The sequence below is a fragment of the Gemmatimonadales bacterium genome (assembly GCA_019637315.1).
Classification (GTDB): Bacteria; Gemmatimonadota; Gemmatimonadetes; order Gemmatimonadales; family GWC2-71-9; genus SHZU01.
This window is the reverse complement of sequence record JAHBVU010000001.1, coordinates 294,278-312,586: the sequence shown is the minus strand read 5'-3', so window position 1 is coordinate 312,586 and position 18,309 is coordinate 294,278. Positions and strand designations below refer to the sequence as shown.

Annotated in this window: 17 protein-coding genes; 9 read left to right on the top strand and 8 right to left on the bottom strand. The window is 66.2% G+C overall.

Annotation, left to right across the window (positions count from 1 at the left end; genetic code table 11):
* Positions 1 to 98: 98 nt before the first annotated feature.
* The 3 genes from KF785_01330 to KF785_01320 all read left to right on the top strand — a co-directional run bounded on the left by KF785_01330 (position 99) and on the right by KF785_01320 (position 4,288).
* Positions 99 to 443 (top strand): PadR family transcriptional regulator, encoded by a 345-nt coding sequence (locus tag KF785_01330; protein ID MBX3145384.1) that lies wholly within the window; start codon positions 99 to 101, stop codon positions 441 to 443.
* On the top strand, positions 440 to 3,064 hold the full coding sequence (locus KF785_01325) for an ABC transporter permease (protein MBX3145383.1): 2,625 nt from the start codon (positions 440 to 442) through the stop codon (positions 3,062 to 3,064). The genes KF785_01330 and KF785_01325 overlap by 4 nt, the downstream gene beginning before the upstream one ends.
* 72 nt (positions 3,065 to 3,136) lie before the next feature.
* Entirely contained in the window at positions 3,137 to 4,288 is a 1,152-nt protein-coding gene (locus tag KF785_01320) for an AI-2E family transporter (protein MBX3145382.1), read from the top strand.
* Positions 4,289 to 4,321: 33 nt separating this feature from the next.
* On the opposite strand, the gene KF785_01315 is transcribed toward KF785_01320, so the two are convergent.
* Complete coding sequence (locus KF785_01315) at positions 4,322 to 5,119, bottom strand: SRPBCC domain-containing protein (protein ID MBX3145381.1); 798 nt, start codon at positions 5,117 to 5,119, stop codon at positions 4,322 to 4,324.
* Positions 5,110 to 5,715, bottom strand: a complete 606-nt coding sequence (locus KF785_01310; protein ID MBX3145380.1) for a helix-turn-helix transcriptional regulator — start codon at positions 5,713 to 5,715, stop codon at positions 5,110 to 5,112. Before KF785_01310 ends, KF785_01315 begins: the two co-directional genes overlap by 10 nt.
* A 246-nt stretch (positions 5,716 to 5,961) precedes the next feature.
* On the opposite strand from KF785_01310, the gene KF785_01305 reads away from it, so the two are divergent.
* A complete protein-coding gene (locus KF785_01305) occupies positions 5,962 to 7,254 on the top strand; it encodes a citrate:proton symporter (GenBank protein ID MBX3145379.1) in 1,293 nt (430 codons plus the stop codon).
* Positions 7,255 to 7,267: 13 nt separating this feature from the next.
* Here the strand turns inward: KF785_01305 and dinB are convergent, their stop codons facing one another.
* Positions 7,268 to 8,515, bottom strand: coding sequence for a DNA polymerase IV (gene dinB, locus KF785_01300; GenBank protein MBX3145378.1), 1,248 nt, complete (start codon positions 8,513 to 8,515; stop codon positions 7,268 to 7,270).
* A 131-nt stretch (positions 8,516 to 8,646) separates the two neighbouring features.
* Here dinB and KF785_01295 point away from each other — a divergent pair, with 131 nt between their 5' ends.
* A complete protein-coding gene (locus KF785_01295) occupies positions 8,647 to 10,329 on the top strand; it encodes an AMP-binding protein (protein ID MBX3145377.1) in 1,683 nt (560 codons plus the stop codon).
* A gap of 55 nt (positions 10,330 to 10,384) precedes the next feature.
* On the opposite strand, the gene KF785_01290 is transcribed toward KF785_01295, so the two are convergent.
* From KF785_01290 to KF785_01280, 3 genes are read right to left on the bottom strand one after another with little or no spacing between them, the layout of a single operon-like run.
* Positions 10,385 to 10,840 carry a GAF domain-containing protein gene (locus tag KF785_01290; GenBank protein MBX3145376.1) on the bottom strand — a complete coding sequence of 152 codons (456 nt, stop codon included), beginning with the start codon at positions 10,838 to 10,840 and terminating at the stop codon, positions 10,385 to 10,387.
* Between the two features lie 2 nt (positions 10,841 to 10,842).
* The gene (locus tag KF785_01285) at positions 10,843 to 12,111 is read right to left on the bottom strand and encodes a M28 family peptidase (GenBank protein MBX3145375.1); all 1,269 of its coding nucleotides are present in this window, start codon (positions 12,109 to 12,111) and stop codon (positions 10,843 to 10,845) included.
* A 14-nt stretch (positions 12,112 to 12,125) separates the two neighbouring features.
* Complete coding sequence (locus KF785_01280; protein MBX3145374.1) at positions 12,126 to 13,193, bottom strand: M42 family metallopeptidase; 1,068 nt, start codon at positions 13,191 to 13,193, stop codon at positions 12,126 to 12,128.
* A gap of 143 nt (positions 13,194 to 13,336) precedes the next feature.
* On the opposite strand from KF785_01280, the gene KF785_01275 reads away from it, so the two are divergent.
* Positions 13,337 to 14,194 (top strand): MOSC domain-containing protein, encoded by an 858-nt coding sequence (locus KF785_01275; GenBank protein MBX3145373.1) that lies wholly within the window; start codon positions 13,337 to 13,339, stop codon positions 14,192 to 14,194.
* Here the strand turns inward: KF785_01275 and KF785_01270 are convergent.
* Positions 14,142 to 14,513 carry an NINE protein gene (locus KF785_01270; GenBank protein MBX3145372.1) on the bottom strand — a complete coding sequence of 124 codons (372 nt, stop codon included), beginning with the start codon at positions 14,511 to 14,513 and terminating at the stop codon, positions 14,142 to 14,144. The two genes, KF785_01275 and KF785_01270, sit on opposite strands and share 53 nt — an antisense overlap.
* Between KF785_01270 and KF785_01265 the strand changes: the two genes are divergently transcribed.
* Entirely contained in the window at positions 14,512 to 16,164 is a 1,653-nt protein-coding gene (locus KF785_01265) for a M20/M25/M40 family metallo-hydrolase (GenBank protein MBX3145371.1), read from the top strand. The two genes, KF785_01270 and KF785_01265, sit on opposite strands and share 2 nt — an antisense overlap.
* A gap of 57 nt (positions 16,165 to 16,221) precedes the next feature.
* Here KF785_01265 and KF785_01260 read toward each other — a convergent pair whose 3' ends face one another.
* On the bottom strand, positions 16,222 to 16,965 hold the full coding sequence (locus KF785_01260; GenBank protein MBX3145370.1) for a TetR/AcrR family transcriptional regulator: 744 nt from the start codon (positions 16,963 to 16,965) through the stop codon (positions 16,222 to 16,224).
* A gap of 149 nt (positions 16,966 to 17,114) precedes the next feature.
* On the opposite strand from KF785_01260, the gene KF785_01255 reads away from it, so the two are divergent.
* Together KF785_01255 and KF785_01250 are read left to right on the top strand one after the other, a co-directional pair.
* Complete coding sequence (locus KF785_01255; GenBank protein MBX3145369.1) at positions 17,115 to 17,660, top strand: RNA polymerase sigma factor; 546 nt, start codon at positions 17,115 to 17,117, stop codon at positions 17,658 to 17,660.
* Positions 17,657 to 18,304: a hypothetical protein gene (locus KF785_01250; GenBank protein MBX3145368.1), complete on the top strand. Its 648-nt coding sequence runs from the start codon at positions 17,657 to 17,659 to the stop codon at positions 18,302 to 18,304. Before KF785_01255 ends, KF785_01250 begins: the two co-directional genes overlap by 4 nt.
* Positions 18,305 to 18,309 lie beyond the last annotated feature (5 nt).

Here is an 18,309-nt window from a genome sequence, read left to right as displayed (position 1 = left end):
AAGCAGGGGCCGGACCCCGTGAGCGTGACCCGACCGACACTTCTGTTGACGGTCTGGAGGAAAAGCTGTAGTATTTCTCCAGATTATCTGGAGAAGATATGAGCCAGCCATCGGAGCTGCTGCAGGGCACCCTCGAGCTCCTGGTACTGAAGGCGCTCTCCCTGGAACCGATGCATGGCTGGGGCATCGGCCACCGAATCGGTCAGATGTCCCGCGAGGTATTTCTGGTTCCACAGGGGTCCCTCTACCCCGCCCTGCAGCGGATGCTCCGCAAGGGCCTGATTCGGTCCGAGTGGCGCACCACGGAAAACAACCGTCAGGCGAGGTACTACCTGCTCACGCCAGCAGGCGAAGCTCAACTCGACCAGGAGATCACGGCGTGGCGCCGGGCCTCGGGAGCGATCGAAGGGGTGCTGGCATTCCGCCTGGCGGCGGAAGGATGAGCCTGCTGAGCGATTGGCGCGAACGCCTCAGGGGATTGGCCCTCAAGCGACGCTCCGAACGGGAACTCGACGCTGAGCTGCGCTTCCATGTGGAGCAGGAAGTGGCGCATCGGATTCGGGAAGGAGCTGACCCGGTCGAGGCCCGGCGTGCGGCACTGCTGGCTTTCGGCGGAATCGAGCAGTTCAAGGAGGAGGTGCGCGACGCCCGTGGCACCCGTGGTTTCGAAGAGCTGCTGGCTGACGTCCGCTACGCCGTTCGCAACCTCGGCAAGCACCCGATCTTCACTGCCGCTGCCGTCGTTGTCCTAGGACTCGGCCTGGGTGCCAGCACCACGGTCTTTGCCGTGGTCGACGCCGTCCTTCTTGCCCGGCTGCCGCACCCCGATGCGGACCGCCTGCTGCGGGTCTATCAGCAGAATCCCTCCAACCGCTGGGCCATCTCGACGGTCGATGCCCAAGCCATCATCGCGCAGCAGCAGAGCTTCGAATCCGTTGGGGCGCTGCGGGTTCTTCCGGTTGAGGTGCCTGGTCCAAGCGGCCCGGACCAGCTTCTCGTCGGCTGGGCAACAGCAGGATTCTTCGACGCGCTCCGCACGCCGGTCGCCATAGGCCGCCCGCTCCGACCCGACGACGAAACACCAGGCGCCCCGGCGGTGGCTCTGGTATCCGACGCGATGGCCCGCCAACGCTGGGGCGACCCAGCCGGTGCCGTCGGCCAGCCCATCACCATCGACGGCACCGGTCATGAGATCGTCGGAGTCTTCCCGCCCTCGGTCCGAGAGCTGGCCGGAATCCGGGCCGAACTCTGGACTGCCCTTCAGCTCGATACGCCGTCGAGGCGAGGTCCGTTCTGGCTCCGAGTCGTTGGCCGCCTCAAACCGGGAGCGACCCTCGAATCGGCCACCCGCGACCTGGCCGGTATCAGCGAGCGGATCTTCCCTCTCTGGGCCACCGGGTTCCGCGATCAGACCGCCAAGCTCACGCCGGTGCCGCTGGTGACGACGATCGTCGGCGACGCCGGGCAGCAGGTCAACCTCTTTGCGGCGGCCGTCGGCCTGGTGCTGCTCGTGGCGATTGCCAACGTGGCCACGCTGATGTTGGTCCGCGCCTCGGGCCGAGCCCAGGAGTTTGGGGTTCGCCTCGCGCTCGGCGCCGGCAAGGGCCGCTTGGCCCGATTGCTGGTGACCGACGGCGTGATCCTCACGCTCGCCGCTGGCGTGTTCGGATTGATGGTGGCTTCCGCAGGCGTTCGTCTGGTGACTGAGCATGTTACCGACCTGCCCCGCGTCCATCACGTCGCGCTCGATGCGCGGGCCCTCGGCTTCCTGTTGCTCGCCGCGCTGGCAAGCGGCCTGGCAATCAGCGCGCCTGCGATGATCGCCTCGCTCGCCAGTCGGGCCAGCACATCGCTGCGCATCGATACCCGTCGCGCCGGAACCGACCGGCGCACGGGCACGATCCGCTCCGCCCTCGTGGTTGCCGAGTTTGCCTTGGCGCTACCGCTCCTGGTGGGTGCGAGCCTGCTGGTGCAGAGCTTGATCGAACTCCGCCGGGTCGATCCTGGGTTTGATCCGGAAGGCGTCGTCACCGCCACGCTCGCGCTCCCGAACTCTCGCTACGGGGGCTACCCTGCCATCCAGACCTTCTGGCGCCAGCTCGAGCAGAGAGTTCACGACATGACGGAATTCACTGCGGTTGGCATGACGTTGAGCCTGCCACCCGACGAGTCGGATGCGATGAACAACTTCGACCTGCTCGACAAACCCGTCCCGTCAGGCGGCAGCGAACCGACCGCGCCGTGGGTCTGGGTCACCCCGGGCTACTTTGCCACCCTGAACATCCCCCTCCTCGAAGGCCGCATGTTCACCCCGGCAGATTCCGGTCTCGGCCCGCCTGTCGTGCTGGTAAGTGCTGCGTGGGCCAAACGGTACTATCCCGAAGGCAGCGCGGTCGGCAAGCAGATGGTCAGCGGGGGATGCACCAGTTGCCCACTTACCACAGTGGTCGGTGTCGTGGGGGATGTGAAGTACCAGGGTCTTACCGCCAACGCCGACGCTGTGTATCAACCGCTCGTCCAAGCTACACCGCGCCGGATGCACATGATTGCACGGACTCCCGGGAGCCCAGCGGATGCGATTCGCTCGATCCAGGAGATGGTTCGGACGCTGGATGCCGAGCTACCTGTCGCCACCTCGACCCTGACGGCCCGCCTGGGCCACTCGCTGGCCGCGCCGCGTCGCTGGACGGCCGTGCTGGTCGGCTTTGCCGTCACCGCCGCAATGCTTGCTGCGCTGGGAATATTCGGGCTGATGTCCTATACCGTCAGGCAGGAGCGCCGCACCATCGGGATCCGTCTCGCGCTCGGCGCCGCACCGGACGACATGACCTCGCTGATCGTGCGACGCGGCCTCCGGCACGCCGGGATCGGGATCACGGTCGGCTTGGGTCTGACGTTGCTGGAAGGGCGGTGGCTCGGTTCGTTGCTGTATGGCGTCCGGGTGGCGGATCCCGTGACAATGGTTGCCGTGGCAATCGGTCTCTTCGCGGTTGCGGCCCTGGCGTGCTGGCTGCCGGGACGCCAGGCCGCGCGCGTCGATGCCCGGGAGGCGCTGACCGACTGACGCGCCCGGGTCGGGCTTGACTCGCAACGCTGGCGCTGCGTACATCGGTGGCCTCTTGCGGAGCCCCACCCCATGGCCACCACACTGCGTACCTCGATGGAAAAGACCTTCCTGATCGGGCTGGTTGCCGGCGTCACCATCGCCTTTCTCTGGATGGTCGGCAGCCTTGCGACACCGATCTTTTGGGCCGTGGTGCTGGCCGTGCTGTTCGAATCGGCCTACCGCTGGCTGCATCGGCGGTTGGGCGGACGCGAGGCCCTGGCCGCGGGGGCAACCATCCTGCTGATCCTGGTCGTCGTGGTCCTGCCGCTGTCGGCGATTGGCGCGGCGGTAACCAGCGAGGCCGCCGCCCTTTACCAGCGGATCGAGAGTGGCGCCATCAACGTACAGGCGCCGATCGACGCCGCCGAGCGGGCCATGCCGCAGGTGGCTCGCGTGATGGAACGGTTCGGTCTGGACGTCGACCGCTTGCGACAGAGTCTGTCCGGGGTGGCCGTTACGGTCAGTCGCTTTCTGGCGTCGCAGGCGCTGGCCATCGGGCAGAATGCGCTGCGCATGCTGCTGATGATCGTGGTGACCCTCTACCTGCTGTTCTTCTTCCTCCGAGACGGCGATCGCCTAACGGCCGCGATCGTTCGGGCCCTGCCCTTGGGCGACGTGCGCGAACGGCAGCTGATGGAACGGTTTGCTCGCATCACCCGGGCGACCATGAAGGGCACCATCATCGTTGCCATGGCGCAAGGTGCGCTGGGAGGGGTCACCTTTGCCCTGTTGGGCATCCCCGCAGCAGTCTTCTGGGGGGTGGTGATGACGGTAATCTCGCTGCTGCCTGCGGTGGGGTCGGGCATCGTCTGGGTACCCGCAGCCATCATCCTGGCGCTGACCGGTCAGGTCGCGAAGGGCGTCATCCTCGTCCTGGTCGGTGCGCTCGTCATCGGCATGGTGGACAACGTACTCCGCCCTATCCTGGTCGGACGCGAGACCCGAATTCCTGACTGGATCGTGTTCATCTCGATCCTTGGCGGTCTGGCTTCGGTGGGACTGTCGGGATTCGTGATCGGCCCGGTCGTGGCGGGCCTGTTTCTTACCGTCTGGGAAATGTTCACCGAGGAGTACGGCCCGGTCGACAACATTCCCGCGAGCGGGGCGACTCCGCCGGTTGAGGTTGCCGTGACCGTTTTGAATGTCGAAGCGCCCCCGGAACCCCCGCCGACCCCGTCATGAGGCCGGCGGTCAGGGAAACCGGGCGGACCTGTCTCAGGCCGGGAATCGTTTCGCCATCCACGCCACCCAGGCGGGTTCGAGCTGGGCGGCCAGCTCAGCAGCCCGATCGCCGTACAGGTAGAGGATGACGACAGCCCTGGCCTGCGCTTCCCACCGGTACGCGCCGATATACATCACGCCCGGAAGCGGCTGGTCCAGCCGAAGCATTGCTTCATGCGAGCCGGCATCCTGCTGGATCCGCTCAAGCACACCGGTTGCAGCCGGCAGGTTCGCGGGAGCGGTCCACCGTGCCTCCCGGTCCAATCCGGCCAGGCCGAGTTCTCCTGCAAGTGTCGACCAGGCCGCGGCCGTATCGCCGGAGTGAATGACCGGAGCGCGGACCACCGCAGCCTTGGCGCCGGGATGGTGCGCGAGATAGATGCGCAACACCTCGATAAACCCCGGCCAGCCCGACTCGAATCCGTCAAACTGATCGTCCCACTGGTCGTCGGTCGTGAACATGCTGTGCACGATGCGGAGGACGCAGCGGCCGCGTGACCGAGTTTCCACCGTCACCTCGGTCGCGACCGGGGGCGCGTCGCCGCTCCAGCCGTACTCCTCGTAGACCAGGCGCACCGGCGGATCCCAGACAATGACCTTGCCGGACGATGACGCGCCACCGCCAAAGTCGAACTCAATGGCGCCGCCAACGCGTTCGTCGACCTTGGTCGGAGTAAACCATGCCGTCATACCAGCCCCCGTCGCGACGGCGGCCCAGATCTGCTCCGGGGTGCCCGGAACCAGGAACTCCATCTCGACCCAACGACGATCGCCCTCGTGCTTCAGTGGCATGCTGCGCTCCTTTCCGGCTCGGCCATGATCGGATGCGCAACCACGACGAGGCGATGGCGGCGGCCGCCAGGCGCGTTGTCGTCGTGGTACCGCGCAGCCAGGCGAGCCATGGTGTCGGTCAGCTCTTGCGTGAATGCAGCCCGCTCGGCCGGGCTTCGGAACCGGATCTCGGTATCGATCGACAGGGTGGCGAGACGCTTGCCTGCCTGCCGGGCGGCGCGCCACAACTCCCCGACCTCACGAACCATCCGAGCTCCCAGGGCGACCAGGTAACTCGCAGACCATCGGTCGGCGGCGCGATCCGGATCGACCGCCATCGGTCCGAGCGCCGCAGGCGAGATGACGTACCCGGCGGCGCTAGCCAGGAAGAGCCGTTCGGTCAGCCCGCCCCATTGGCGCTGACCGACCACCGACACCAGGCCCAGTCGTTCCAGCGACCTCAAGTAGTAGTTCGCTTTCTGCCGAGTCAGCCCGACCCGATCCGCAACCGCCGCCGCCGAGATCGGACTGGAGAGCTCGGCCAGCAAGCGGTTCCGCACCGGATCGAGCACCGCAGCCGCGGCGACCGCATCGGTGACGACTTCGAGATCCTCCATGGGGATCGATGATCATATTGACAAGATAATTTGTCAAGGCCCGGCAATCCCACAGGATGTCATCGGCAATCTCGCCCCGATTCAGGCCGGCAATTCTGGAAGGGCTTGAGGTAGCACAGGACGCGAAAGGCGGTGGTGCGGGGGAGTTGCCGCGCGTTATGTTGAGGAATCCTGCCGAAGAATCGAGAGTTTCCCCGGGGAGGTCGGATGACCGATCAGAACCGCGTCGAGCGGAGCGCCTGAGCCATGCTGGCCTGGGCAGGTCTCATCACGATCATGCTCACGCTGATCGCAATCATGTCAGGGCGAATCTCGGCGCTGGTGGCGCTGATCACGCTCCCGATCCTGGCCGCGCTCGCAATCGGGACCGGTGGTGCGACCACCGCCATGATTACCGACGGGGTCCGCAGCGTCACACCAGTCATGGGCATGTTCGTCTTCGCGATCCTGTACTTCGGCGTGATGACGGATGCAGGTCTGCTCGATTCGATCGTTAGCGCCATCGTCCGCGTCGTCGGCAGCGACCCGCGACGCATCGTGGTTGGGACCACGCTGATTGCGCTGGTGAGCCACCTGAGCGGGTCCGGCGCCGTGAGCTTTCTGATCACGGTCACCGCCATGCTGCCGCTGTACAACCGGCTTGGTCTGGACCGCCGCGTCCTGGCATGCGCCGCCGCGATGGGAGCGGGCGTCAACATCCTGCCCTGGTCCGCGGTCACGCTGCGGGCCGCCGCCGTCCTGGAGATCTCGCCCGCCGACCTGTTCCGCCCGCTGATCATCCCCGAAGCGGCGGGAACGGTCTTCGTGCTGGCGGTATCGTGGTGGCTTGGCACGCGTGAGCGGGCCCGCCTGGTTGGCGCAGCCGAGTTGGACACCACATCTGCGAACCCCGCCGAAACCGCTGCGGATCCGCTGCGGAGGCCGGATCGCTTCTGGGTCAACCTGGTGCTGACGATCACCATCATTGCCATTCTGGTACTCGGACTGACCGAGCCGATGATCGCGTTCATGGTCGGGACGGTGCTGGCACTGCTGCTCAACTATCCCGACATCGGCGAGCAGCGGCGCCGCCTCGAGGCGCATGCGAAGGAAGCCCTGATGATGGCCTGCCTGCTGTTTGCGGCCGGCGTCTTCAGCGGCATCCTGACCGGAACAGGCATGCTGACGGCGTTGGCACAGGCGGGCACCGGACTGCTGCCGCCGCAACTCGGCCCGCACCTGGCGGTGATCGTTGCGGTGTTGTCGATGCCGCTCAGCCTGCTCTTCGACGCCAGTTCGTTCTATTTCGGGGTGCTGCCGGTGGTGGCGGAGATCGGTCAGAACTTCGGCTTGGAAAAGGCGCAGATTGCCCAGGCAGCCCTGCTCGGTCAGATGACGACGGGCTTTCCGGTCACGCCGCTCACGCCGTCACCGTTTCTGCTGGTCGGGCTGCTTCGCCTGGATCTCGGTACTCACCAGCGCTACTCGATCGGGTACCTCTTTGCCACCACCATCGTGATGACGGTCGTCGCGGTGCTGATCGGCGTCTTTCCGCTCTGATCCACGACCGCAGCTAGCGGTCCTTTTCGGCGAGTTCCCGAAATCCGTCCGGAACCGTCCGAGTTTTGCCCAGCGCTACGGAGGCATAACCGACGGCATTCCAGCCGAACCGGGTGCGGATGGCGTCGACCGCTCCATCCGCGGCGCGGCGGGCCAAGCCAGCTGGCGTTCCGGGCCGGCGAGCCTCGTCCGGGAGGTCGAGCGACAGCTCCAGCTGCAGGTGCGCATTCTGATCCAAGTGGGATACGGCAATCGCCACCAGGGTGACCACCCGCTCCTTCGGGTGCTCTCGCAGCACCGTGCGCACCAGGCCGAGCGCCACGTCAGCCAGGACTGGGGTGGCCGAGATCGCAGCGTCGAGCGTGATGGCCCGCGTCACCGCGCGCAGATCCGCGAACCGGACCCGAACGGTGACGGTGCGACCGGCCCGGCCCTTGGTCCGGAGCCGGCTGCAGATCCGATCGGCCAGATGCACCAGCACCGGGCGCAGACGTCGCAGGTCCGGAGCAACCCGACCCAACGCCGACTGCGCCCCGACCGACTGCGCGCGACGGTGCTGCTCGACCCCGCGAGGATCCCGGTTCAGCGCGAGCGCGACCAGCTTCTCGCCAATCGCGCGCCCGAGCAAGTGCTCGAGTGACCCGCCGGGTACGGCGGCCAGCTGGCCGATGGTACGGACGCCGATGGCGGCGAGCCGGGCCCTGACCGCTGGACCGACACCCCACATGAGCTCGACCGGGAGGTCGTGGAGAAACTCCCGCTCCCCGCCCGGCTCGACGACGACCAGGCCATCGGGCTTTGCCACCTGCGAAGCAATCTTCGCGAGATGCTTGGTACGCGCGACACCGATCGAGATCGGCAAGCCCAGATCGTCGCGGACCCGCTGACGGATCGCGGCAGCAATGGCCGGCGGCGGGCCGAACAGGTGGGTACAGCCGGCCACGTCCGCAAAGGCCTCGTCGATCGAGATTCGCTCGACCTGTGGCGTATAGTCACCCAGCACGGCGATGGCCGCATCGCCGAGACGCTGATACTCGCGAAAATGGCCGGGTACGAAGATCAACCCGGGACAGAGTTCCCGCGCCCGGCGACCCGGCATGCCTCCACGGACACCGAATGCCTTGGCCTCGTACGATGCAGCAAGGACAACACCCCCACCGACCGCGATTGGCTTGCCCCGGAGCGACGGGTCGAGCAGTTGCTCGACCGACGCGTAGAACGCGTCGAGGTCGGCATGGAGAATGGTCGCTGCTACTGCCATAACGGTGCCCTGACACCCATGATCCACAACACCCCGGGCTGGCAATGATAAGTGGCCCCCGAATGGGGACGCCAACTGCTGCCTCGGTACGCTCGATTGCGCAAGCCGCAAACGCGGCCTAGCTTCGCGTCATGACGCCGACCGAAACCTTCGAGCGCGCCCGCGCGACACTGCTCCGCCATCGCAATGACCTCGAACGCGCCCGCGCGGAGTTTCGCTGGCCGGTGCTCGACGAGTTCAATTGGGCCAGGGACTGGTTCTCTGTTTACGCGGCCCAAACTGACCAGACGGCGCTCATCCTGATCCGTGACACCACCGCCGGGCCCGAGCTGACCCGGATCGGTTTCCGGGAACTCGACGAGCGATCGACTCGACTGGCCCGTTACCTGACCGATCAGGGCGTCGCTCGCGGCGACCGGATGCTGCTGATGCTGTCCAACACGCTGCCGCTCTGGGAGACGATGCTCGCCGCGATCAAGATCGGCGCGGTCGTGATTCCCGCAACGACTCAGCTCACCGTCGAGGACGTCGAAGACCGATTGGTTCGGGGCCAGGTCCGTCACATCGTGACCGACGAGCCCGGCGCCAGCAAGGTGCGCAATCGGGAACGGCTCGGCGTGCGGCTCTGCACTGGAGCGGCCGAGGGGTTCACACCGTTCGATGAAGCCCTTTCGGCACCCGCCAGCCTGCCGCGGGTGGCGACTCGTGCGAACGACCCGCTCCTCCTCTACTTCACCTCGGGCACAACCGCCAAGGCCAAGCTGGTGCTGCATACGCACCAGAGCTATCCGGTCGGCCACCTGTCCACCATGTTCTGGCTGGGCCTCGAACCAGGTGGCGTCCACCAGAACATCAGTTCACCCGGGTGGGCCAAGCACGCCTGGTCGAGTTTTTTTGCCCCCTGGAACGCGGGCGCGACGGTGCTGGTGCACGATGCGGCGCGGTTCAGTGCGCAGCGAGCACTCGAGATCCTGCATCAGCACGCAGTCACCTCGCTTTGTGCCCCGCCGACGGTCTGGCGCATGCTCGTGCTCGAGGCCATGGGTGAGCGCCCAGCCGCCCTCCGCGAACTGGCCAGCGCCGGCGAGCCGCTTAACCCCGAGATCATTGCCCAGGTCGAGTCGGCCTGGGGGCTCACCATCCGCGACGGCTACGGTCAGACGGAGACGACGGCGTTGGTGGGCAATCCGCCGGGCTTTCCGATCGTCCCTGGCTCGATGGGCAAGCCGCTTCCCGGGTATAGCATCGCCATCGTGGACCGTGACGGACGGGACGCCACCGAGGGCGAGGTTGCCATCCGATTGGCCGACCGACCGGTCGGGCTGATGACAGGCTACGAGGACGACCCCGAACGGACCGACGCGGCCATGGCGAGCGGTCTCTACCGTACCGGGGACGAAGCCGTTCGGGATGAGGCAGGCTACATCCACTTTGTCGGGCGGGGCGACGACGTCTTCAAGAGCAGCGACTACCGGATCAGCCCGTTCGAACTCGAGAGTGTCCTGATCGAGCACGAGCTGGTGGCGGAGGCCGCCGTGGTACCAAGCCCGGACCCATTGCGACTGGCGGTACCCAAAGCCTTCGTGGTGCTCGTCCCGGGCGCCCCGCCTGACGCCGCAAGCGCCCGCGCCATCCTGAGCTTCTGCTCTGCGAAGCTGGCACCCTACAAGCGGATTCGCCGGCTCGAGTTTGCCGCGCTTCCGAAAACGATCAGCGGGAAGATCCGGCGGGTCGAGTTGCGCACTCGCGAACGCGACCTGCGTGCCAGCGGTGAGCGCGCCCCTGAGGAGTTCTGGCTGGACGATACGGTCTGATTCGGAAGTCGAGCGGCCGCCCGGGACAGCCTCGGCCATCCCGGGCAGTTGAGGCCTACAGCAACTCGGCCAGCGCCTCAGCAACGCGCCGGTTCTCAGCTTCCTCGGCGGCGGTGAACGGGTCGATGACGTCGCTGTCGATATCGATCTGTCCCAGAATCTCCTCGCCGCGCCGGATCAGCACCACGAGTTCTGAGCGCGTTTCGAGATTACAGGCAAGGTAGTTCCCGATGGCTTGGACGTCGGGCACGTTCTGATCGAGCCCGGTCGCGACCGCGGTGCCGCAGACCCCTTTGCCGACCGGGATGCGGGTGTGATCAGTTTCCCGACCGCTGAACGCCTCGAGCACCAGCTCCTGCCCGTGCAGCATGTAGAGATAGGCCGACGTATAGGGCGATCCCGCCGCCCTGATCCGGTCGGCGGCAAGCTGCAGCAGCGCCTGCCGCCCGGCTCCATCCCGCGCCGCCTGCTGCAGCTGAGCAGCGATGGCCGCTCCATCCAAGACCGCCATCCTCAGCCTCCCCGCCGGCCGAACACGACGGTGGTCGAACGTTCATCAGCTCCACGCCGGTAACGGACCACTGCGGATTCCCCTGGCTTGTAGCTGCGTAAAGCGTCGGTCATGGCTTGGAGATCGGCAATCTCGAAGTCGCCGATCCGCAGCAGCACGTCTCCCTCGGCGAGTCCGGCCTGATCCGCAGGGCTGCCAGGACGCACTCCCGACAAGCGGACACCAGGACCACCCGACCCCATATCCGGAATCGACCCCAGATAGGCGCCATACCCGGCCGACACCGGCGCCGCAGCCGCGCCGCTGTGCGCAGGTGGCGCCCCCATCACGAACGTCAGCGGCGTCCGACGGTCGGCAATGGCGCGCACCACATCAGTCGTATACGCGGCGACCCTGACCAGCCCCGGCAGATTGATCTTGTCCCAGTCATCGCTCGGCCGGTGATAATCCTCGTGCAAGTCGGTGAACATGTGGAGCACCGGCTTCCGCGCCAGGTAGAACGACTGCTGATCGCTGCGACCAAAGCCGTCGCCGGAGTAGTGAAGGTCGAACCGGTGAGTCCCGTTGAGCGAATCGAGCATCGCGGGAAACTCCGTTGCCGTTTCCGACCCGAACACCAGCAAGCGGTCGTTCCGCAGCCGACCCACCATGTCGAGATTGACCATCGCAACCGTGCGCTCCATCGAGACCGGCGCCGAACGCACGTAGGCCGCCGAGCCGAGCAAACCGAACTCTTCGCCGGAGAATGCGACCAGCACCACGGTCCGCTTGGCGGGAGCAGCCGCGAAACGCCGGGCAATGTCGAGCAACGCAGCCGTTCCGGACGCATTGTCGTCAGCGCCGTTGTGAATCTCCCCGGGCGTACCGAGCGAGTTGGCGTGCCCATCGCCCAGGTGATCGTAATGCGCACCAACCACGACATACTCGTTCTGCAACTCCGGATCGGTCCCTGGCACCAGCGCGACGACATTGGCCGCCCGAGTCGGACGGCGGTCGGGGGGCAGGGACCTGAACCCGGCCAGGTCGGCAGGCATGGTGAACTCATGCAGCCATCCGCCCGGCGCCGGCTTGGCACCCGCCTCTTCGAAGCGCCACGCCAGGTACCGCGCCGCTGCATCGCCGCCCGGGCTGCCCGTAAACCGACCGCCGAGACTGTCGGCGCTCAAGACCTGAACATCACGCCGCAACGCCGACTCGACCGTCGCCTGCCCGGCAGCGTCGCTGACCGGCACCGCAAGAACCCATGCCGCTATCCACCCGGCAACCCGCATCCTGCCCCGCTTCCTCATGGAATGAAGTTGGTATCAGCCGTAATCCGCCGCGCGAATCCCGCCAGCAGCGCCGCTGCCCGATCGATGTCCTCAAGCACCACCATTTCGTTGGGGCTGTGCATGTAGCGATTCGGGACCGAGACGAGCCCGGTCGCCACGCCCCGCATCGACGTCGCAATGGCGTCCGCGTCAGTGGAGGTGTACTTGGGCGACGCATGCCAGACATACGGTATTGCCATCGACTCCGCCGTTTCGGCGAGCAAATCGGCCACCCGCGGATTGACCGACGAGCCGCGGGAAAGAACCGGCCCGCCCCCCAACTTGACCTCCCCGTGGCGCTTGTGATCCGACCCTGGGGTATCGGTAGCATGGGTTACGTCCACAACAATCGCCGCCGCGGGAAGCAGTCCCGACGCGGAGGTGCGTGCACCGCCTCCGGTGTAGGCAATCTCCTCTTGAGCCGTGGCGACGGCGGTCACCCCCACCTGAGGACGATCCTTGGCCAGCAGCCGAAGCGCTTCCAGCACCACATACGCCCCCATCCGGTTGTCGATGCTGCGGCTGACGATCCGACCATTCGGTAACTCCAGCACTCCCGCATCGATGACCCCCGCATCGCCAATTCGAATCCGCAGAGCCGCCTCGGCCCGAGAGGTGGCACCAATGTCGATCCACAGATCCTTCACCTTGCTCGGCTTCTCGCGGTCCTCTTTCTCCATCAGGTGGATGGCCTTCTTGCCGATGACCCCAGCCACCGGTCCATCACGTCCGATTAACGTAACTCTTTGTCCCACAAGTACTTGCTCGTCCCATCCCCCGATCGTATCAAAGCTCAGGAAGCCGTGCTCGTCGATGTAGAGGACCATCAGGCCGATCTCGTCGATGTGCCCGGCAAACATCACCCCGGGCCCTGCCGACTGCCCTTTGACGGTCGCGTAGGAATTGCCGCTGACGTCGGCCGAGACACTGTCGGCAAAGGTCGCTGCCTCGTCGCGCCAGAGACGAGCCGGCCCGGCCTCGAAGCCGGAGGGGCCGGGCGCGCTGAGCAGGGCCCGGAGGAAGTCATGTGAGGGTGTTTTCATAGCCTATGGAGCTACCTACCCAGGGCCAGTTTTGCAACACCCGCCAGGTTTGCGGATCAACCGATCATCAAACCAGGCCCAGGTGCCCGGCTCGTTCTCGGCATCGAGGTTACATTGCGACGCTCCAGCAACCGCGCATCTGGATGACCTCGATCGCTTCGCTTCACATCTATCCGCTCAAGGGCGGGCGCGGTCTTTCCCTCGACCAAGTCGAGCTCGACCGTTTCGGGCCCAAGAACGACCGGCGCTGGATGGTCATCGAGGCGGACGGGAGCTTTGTGACCCAGCGGGAAATTCCGGCGCTCTGCCAGATCGGCGCAGTCCCGTCGAACAGCGGGGTTACCCTCTCCGCTCCGAACCTCGAACCGCTGGTTCTGGCCCGACCAGCTCCCGACAGTCCAACCCGGCGGGTCGCGATCTGGGACGACGAGACGGATGGGGTCGAGCTCGGTCCAGTCGCTGCCGACTGGATCAGCCAGGCCCTCGGCGCCTCACTCCGCCTGATCTACCTCCCGGACCACGCGCTCCGCCGGACCAATCCTGAGTACGACCCGATCGGCGCCCGGGTGAGTTTTGCCGATGGCTATCCGATCCTGGTGATTAGCGAGGCCTCGCTCGAAGATTTGAACCGCCGCCTCGAGGTGCCGCTGCCGATGAACCGATTCCGGCCCAACCTCGTCGTCCGCGGCAGCACGCCGTTTGCGGAAGATCGCTGGCGGGTCTTTTCCGCCGGCGGGATCCGATTCGAGGGCCTCAAGCTCTGCGCCCGCTGTCCGGTCACCACCACCGATCAGGCTACCGGGGCGCGGGGCAAGGAACCGCTTCGGACCCTGGCCAGCTTCCGCAAACACGCCGATGGCGTGATGTTCGGCATGAATGTGGCGCACCGCGGCAGCGGCACCCTGCGGGTCGGCGATCCGATTGCCGTCGAAGAGACGGGCACGGTGCCTAACGATCGTCCGGTCGCGCCCCGGTCCGTTCCGCCAGAAGGCGTTCGTTGAACTCGACCCGCTCGTGCAGTTCGTTGACTTCGGTGCGCAGCGCGTAGATCTCGTCGAGCAGTTCCTGCGGCACCCCGGTTCCCTGGCCGTCGCCCTCGGGCTCCCAGCGGGAAATCAGCTTCCCTTCGGCGTCGCGGAAGCCGCCTGTCGCGATCATGATGTTGTCGACCAGATACCAGATGCCACAGCCGCCGACGGTTACCAGCATCAGCAATCCCGTGCCGATCTTGCCGGCATAGAAACGATGCGCACCGAACACGCCGAGCGTCAGGCCGAGAATCAGGGTAACCGCACGACTCTTATCGGAAGAATTGGCCATGTCCGCTTTCTCGATGACGGTAACTGCCGGGGATAGCACCACCAGCGCCAGGTATCCGCGCCACTCGCAGCGTACGTTACCTCCAACGGAGCGGTTTCGAATCGGTCGGCGGTGGCTCCTGGCGACACTGCTCCTGGTCGCCGTCCCTGGCGCGTCGCTCCCGGCACAATCTGATCTTCGCAGCGAAATCCGCCAGTACCGGGTCAGGCACGAGGCGGCCATCGTACGCGAGCTTGCCGACTTCGTGGCCCTTCCCAATGTCGCCTCCAACCTGGACGACATCCGGACCAACGCCCGCCACCTCGTCGGAATGATGGAGCGCCGCGGTATCTCGGCCCGGATGCTCGAGCTCGACGGTACGCCGCCGGCAGTTTATGGCGAATTGCTGACACCTGGCGCCACGCGAACGGTCGTGTTCTACGCGCACTATGACGGTCAGCCGGTCGACTCCACCCGCTGGGCCAGTTCTCCCTGGCGACCGGTGCTGCGCACCGGGTTTCCTGGTCCGGCGGCCAAGGAGCTGGATCTGGCCGGAGTCAACGGCCGGTTCGACCCGGAGGCACGCCTCTATGCACGGGGTGTCAGCGACGACAAAGGACCCATCGTCGCGGTGCTGCACGCCATCGACGCGCTCAAGGCCTCAGGCACGCCGCTGTCCGTCAACCTGAAGTTCTTCTTCGAGGGCGAGGAGGAGGCCGGCTCTGCCAACCTCCGCCCCATGCTCACCAAGTATCGGTCGCTCCTCGCAGCCGACTACTGGATCTTCGGCGACGGCCCGGTCCACCAGACCCGGGCGCCGCAAGCCGTCTTCGGGGTCCGAGGGGTGACCGGGCTCGACCTGACGGTCTATGGGCCGATTCGTCCGCTGCACAGCGGCCACTACGGCAACTGGGCGCCCAACGCCAACGCCATGCTGGTGCACCTGTTGGCCTCGATGCGCGACACCGAAGGACGAATCACCATCGCCGGGTTCATGGACGACGTGGTGCCGCTGTCGGCGGCCGAGCGCGACGCCCTCCGTTCGATTCCGGCCGTCGAGTCGCAGCTGATCGGGGAGTTCCGGATCGGGCGGACCGAGGGATCGCCTGCCTCACTGGCCGAGGCGATTGCCCTGCCGGCTCTCAACATGAGCGGTTTGAGCGGTGGGCGCGCAGCCGGGGGCGGGGCGAACGTGATTGTACCGGAGGCTGCGGCCTACCTCGACTTCCGTCTCGTGCCGAATCAGACCCCCGAACGGATCCGGGCTCTGGTCGAACGCCATATTCGGGCCCAGGGATATCATATCGTGTCCGAGACACCCGATTCGGCCACCCGGCGGGCCCATCCGCGGATAGTCCGGCTCAACTGGCTAAGCGGCTACGCGTCAGCCCGTACTGCGGTCGACGGCCCCGGTTCCCGGGCACTGCTGACTGCCGTCGACGAGTTTCTCGGCGCGCCCATAATGCGGGTACCCACGCTGGGCGGTAGCCTGCCGCTCTCGGTGTTCGTCGAAGTGCTGGGGGCCCAGTTTGCCGTCCTGCCGATCGTCAACCACGACAACAACCAGCACGGCGAGAACGAGAACCTGCGATTGCAGAACCTCTGGGACGGCATCGAACTCTACGCTGGGGTCCTGGCCCGGATGGGCAAGGTCTGGCAACAGGTTCCCTGACGGCTTTCGATCCCGACGGTCGCCTTGCGCGGTCGATCCAAGCCCGCGAGGCCGACGCTACAGATCCCCCGGGCTTTCAGCCCGGGCGGCGGGATCGGGCTCTGGATCTACTTCGGCGGGCAGCCGGACCGACGCGGCGATCAGCGTCACCAGCACACCCTCGTCCCCGGGGCGTTCCGGGGTTGATCCGGAGACGGGCCCCGCGACCAGTCCCGAGACGAGAGCGTCGACCGCAAACCTGGCCACCAGACCGGGGTCGCCGACGACCGCGAGTGCTCCGGCCCGCATGCGCGAGGTGAGGAAGCTGGCCAGCCTGCGCTGGACGTCGCTCCACACGACGCGATCGAAGGCTTCGGACAGTTCGGGCCAGTCGTACCGATTCCGCTGCGCCAGAAGGATCGCCGCCCGATAGCGACGGAACCACCTCGCCATTTCTAGTAGTATGCCTACATACTCCTCTATTGCCCCGTCGTAGGTACGGCGCTGAGTCCCGATCCACAGCTGGGGAAAATGCGCCACCTCGTGAAGACATTCGTCGATCAGACGAGTCCGGGCGGCCCGGTCGGTCTTCCGATAGGGCAGGCTGGGGTGGGAAACGACCGGGCTTTCGAGCGACCTGAGCAGGACGAGCTCGAACAGGGCTTCTTTGTCTTCGGCATAGAGATAGACCGTCCCCGGGCCAACTCCAGCCCGTGCGGCGACATGGGCGATCTTGGTGCGATCGTATCCGGCATCCGCAAAAGCCCAGAGGGCGGCAGCAATAATGTCTTCGAGTCGACCTGGGGCTTTGGATCTTGCCATGCTAATAATAAATGGTTCATTCATTCAGTTATCAATGCCATACGTGATGAACAACCAATCCGGCCACGTCCTGTAGCCATGCAACCTTTCCAGCCGGACTCCTGTCAGAGAGTCGTGATGGCGGGTCGCCACCTCAACTTCGGAGTCTCGTGAGCGCTACCGACTTGGTCGGTCGAGTCCTGGGCGGTGACCCCCTCGCTGAGAGGGAGTTGTATGACCTGCACGTGGACCGAGTCTACCGACTCGCTTTCCGGCTCACGGGAGACTCCGAGCTGGCGGCCGACTGCACCCAGGAGGCGTTCATCCGGATCTTCGAGCGCCTGGCCACGTTCCGAGGTGAGGCCGCCCTCTCGACCTGGATCACGAGCGTGGCGTACTCAGTGATCTACAACGCGCTCCGGAAGACCAAACGGCTTCGGGAAAGCAGCGTCGACCTCGAGGTGGTTGACCTGGCAGTCCCGGCTCTGCCAAACGGCGAGCCGGACCTCAAGACGAGTCTCGACCGGGCCGTGGCGAGCCTGCCAGAAGGATACCGGACCGTGTTCGTGATGCACGACGTCGAGGGCTACACCCACGGCGAGATTGCCAGCTCGCTCGGGATCCAGGAAGGCACGTCCAAGGCCCAGCTGAGCCGGGCCCGATCGAAGCTGCGTCAGGCATTGGCGGCATTTGCGGGAGGATGGGTAACACAATGACCGAAGAGCGCGACGAGCTCGACCCGAAACTGGCGGAACTGGCTCGCGGGTTCCGAGAACCACCGGGCACACCCCGGGAAGAGATCTGGAACCGAATCCAGGCCCAGCGTCGGTCGCGGGAGACCGGAGGGGCGGCAGGCAGGGTCATCGACCTCGACGCGGCCAGGCGCCGCCGAGGTCGCTGGGTCGGGCTTGCGATAGCGCTCGCAGCAGTCCTCGTCCTGGGCATCGGCATCGGACGCTGGGTCTCAGTCGACCTGACGAGTCCGATCACGACCGAGCAGGCCGCCGCCGACCTGACCCGCCGGGGCGAGAGGGTGATGCACTACGCCGCGGTCGAGCACCTCGGGCAGATCGAGACCTTGCTGACAGACCTCGACTCCGGCAACGAGAGCGACGTTGGGCTGACTGCGCGCAACCTGTTGACCAAAACCCAGTTGCTGCTCGACTCGAAGGCACTGACCGATCCAGCCATCCGCGCCCTGCTGACCGACCTCGAGATGCTGCTGGTCCAGGTAGCCCAGCTCGACGGCAGCGGCTCGAGGATCGACCGCGAACTGATCGACGAGAACCTGTCCAACCGTGCCATCCGTCCCCGGCTCCGCCATGCGGTGCCAGCCGGGCCGGGCGGCCTGACACTATAGATCGG

What these genes read in the sequence shown, in the direction of transcription:
- dinB (MBX3145378.1), bottom strand. Translation starts at nt 8,515, where the DNA reads ATGGCAGTAGCAGCGACCATTCTCCATGCCGACCTCGACGCGTTCTAC.
- KF785_01305 (MBX3145379.1), top strand. Translation starts at nt 5,962, where the DNA reads ATGCTGGCCTGGGCAGGTCTCATCACGATCATGCTCACGCTGATCGCA.
- KF785_01270 (MBX3145372.1), bottom strand. Translation starts at nt 14,513, where the DNA reads ATGGCCAATTCTTCCGATAAGAGTCGTGCGGTTACCCTGATTCTCGGC.
- KF785_01285 (MBX3145375.1), bottom strand. Translation starts at nt 12,111, where the DNA reads ATGCGGGTTGCCGGGTGGATAGCGGCATGGGTTCTTGCGGTGCCGGTC.
- KF785_01260 (MBX3145370.1), bottom strand. Translation starts at nt 16,965, where the DNA reads ATGGCAAGATCCAAAGCCCCAGGTCGACTCGAAGACATTATTGCTGCC.
- KF785_01325 (MBX3145383.1), top strand. Translation starts at nt 440, where the DNA reads ATGAGCCTGCTGAGCGATTGGCGCGAACGCCTCAGGGGATTGGCCCTC.
- KF785_01295 (MBX3145377.1), top strand. Translation starts at nt 8,647, where the DNA reads ATGACGCCGACCGAAACCTTCGAGCGCGCCCGCGCGACACTGCTCCGC.
- KF785_01310 (MBX3145380.1), bottom strand. Translation starts at nt 5,715, where the DNA reads ATGGAGGATCTCGAAGTCGTCACCGATGCGGTCGCCGCGGCTGCGGTG.
- KF785_01250 (MBX3145368.1), top strand. Translation starts at nt 17,657, where the DNA reads ATGACCGAAGAGCGCGACGAGCTCGACCCGAAACTGGCGGAACTGGCT.
- KF785_01320 (MBX3145382.1), top strand. Translation starts at nt 3,137, where the DNA reads ATGGCCACCACACTGCGTACCTCGATGGAAAAGACCTTCCTGATCGGG.
- KF785_01280 (MBX3145374.1), bottom strand. Translation starts at nt 13,193, where the DNA reads ATGAAAACACCCTCACATGACTTCCTCCGGGCCCTGCTCAGCGCGCCC.
- KF785_01290 (MBX3145376.1), bottom strand. Translation starts at nt 10,840, where the DNA reads ATGGCGGTCTTGGATGGAGCGGCCATCGCTGCTCAGCTGCAGCAGGCG.
- KF785_01265 (MBX3145371.1), top strand. Translation starts at nt 14,512, where the DNA reads ATGTCCGCTTTCTCGATGACGGTAACTGCCGGGGATAGCACCACCAGC.
- KF785_01330 (MBX3145384.1), top strand. Translation starts at nt 99, where the DNA reads ATGAGCCAGCCATCGGAGCTGCTGCAGGGCACCCTCGAGCTCCTGGTA.
- KF785_01275 (MBX3145373.1), top strand. Translation starts at nt 13,337, where the DNA reads ATGACCTCGATCGCTTCGCTTCACATCTATCCGCTCAAGGGCGGGCGC.
- KF785_01315 (MBX3145381.1), bottom strand. Translation starts at nt 5,119, where the DNA reads ATGCCACTGAAGCACGAGGGCGATCGTCGTTGGGTCGAGATGGAGTTC.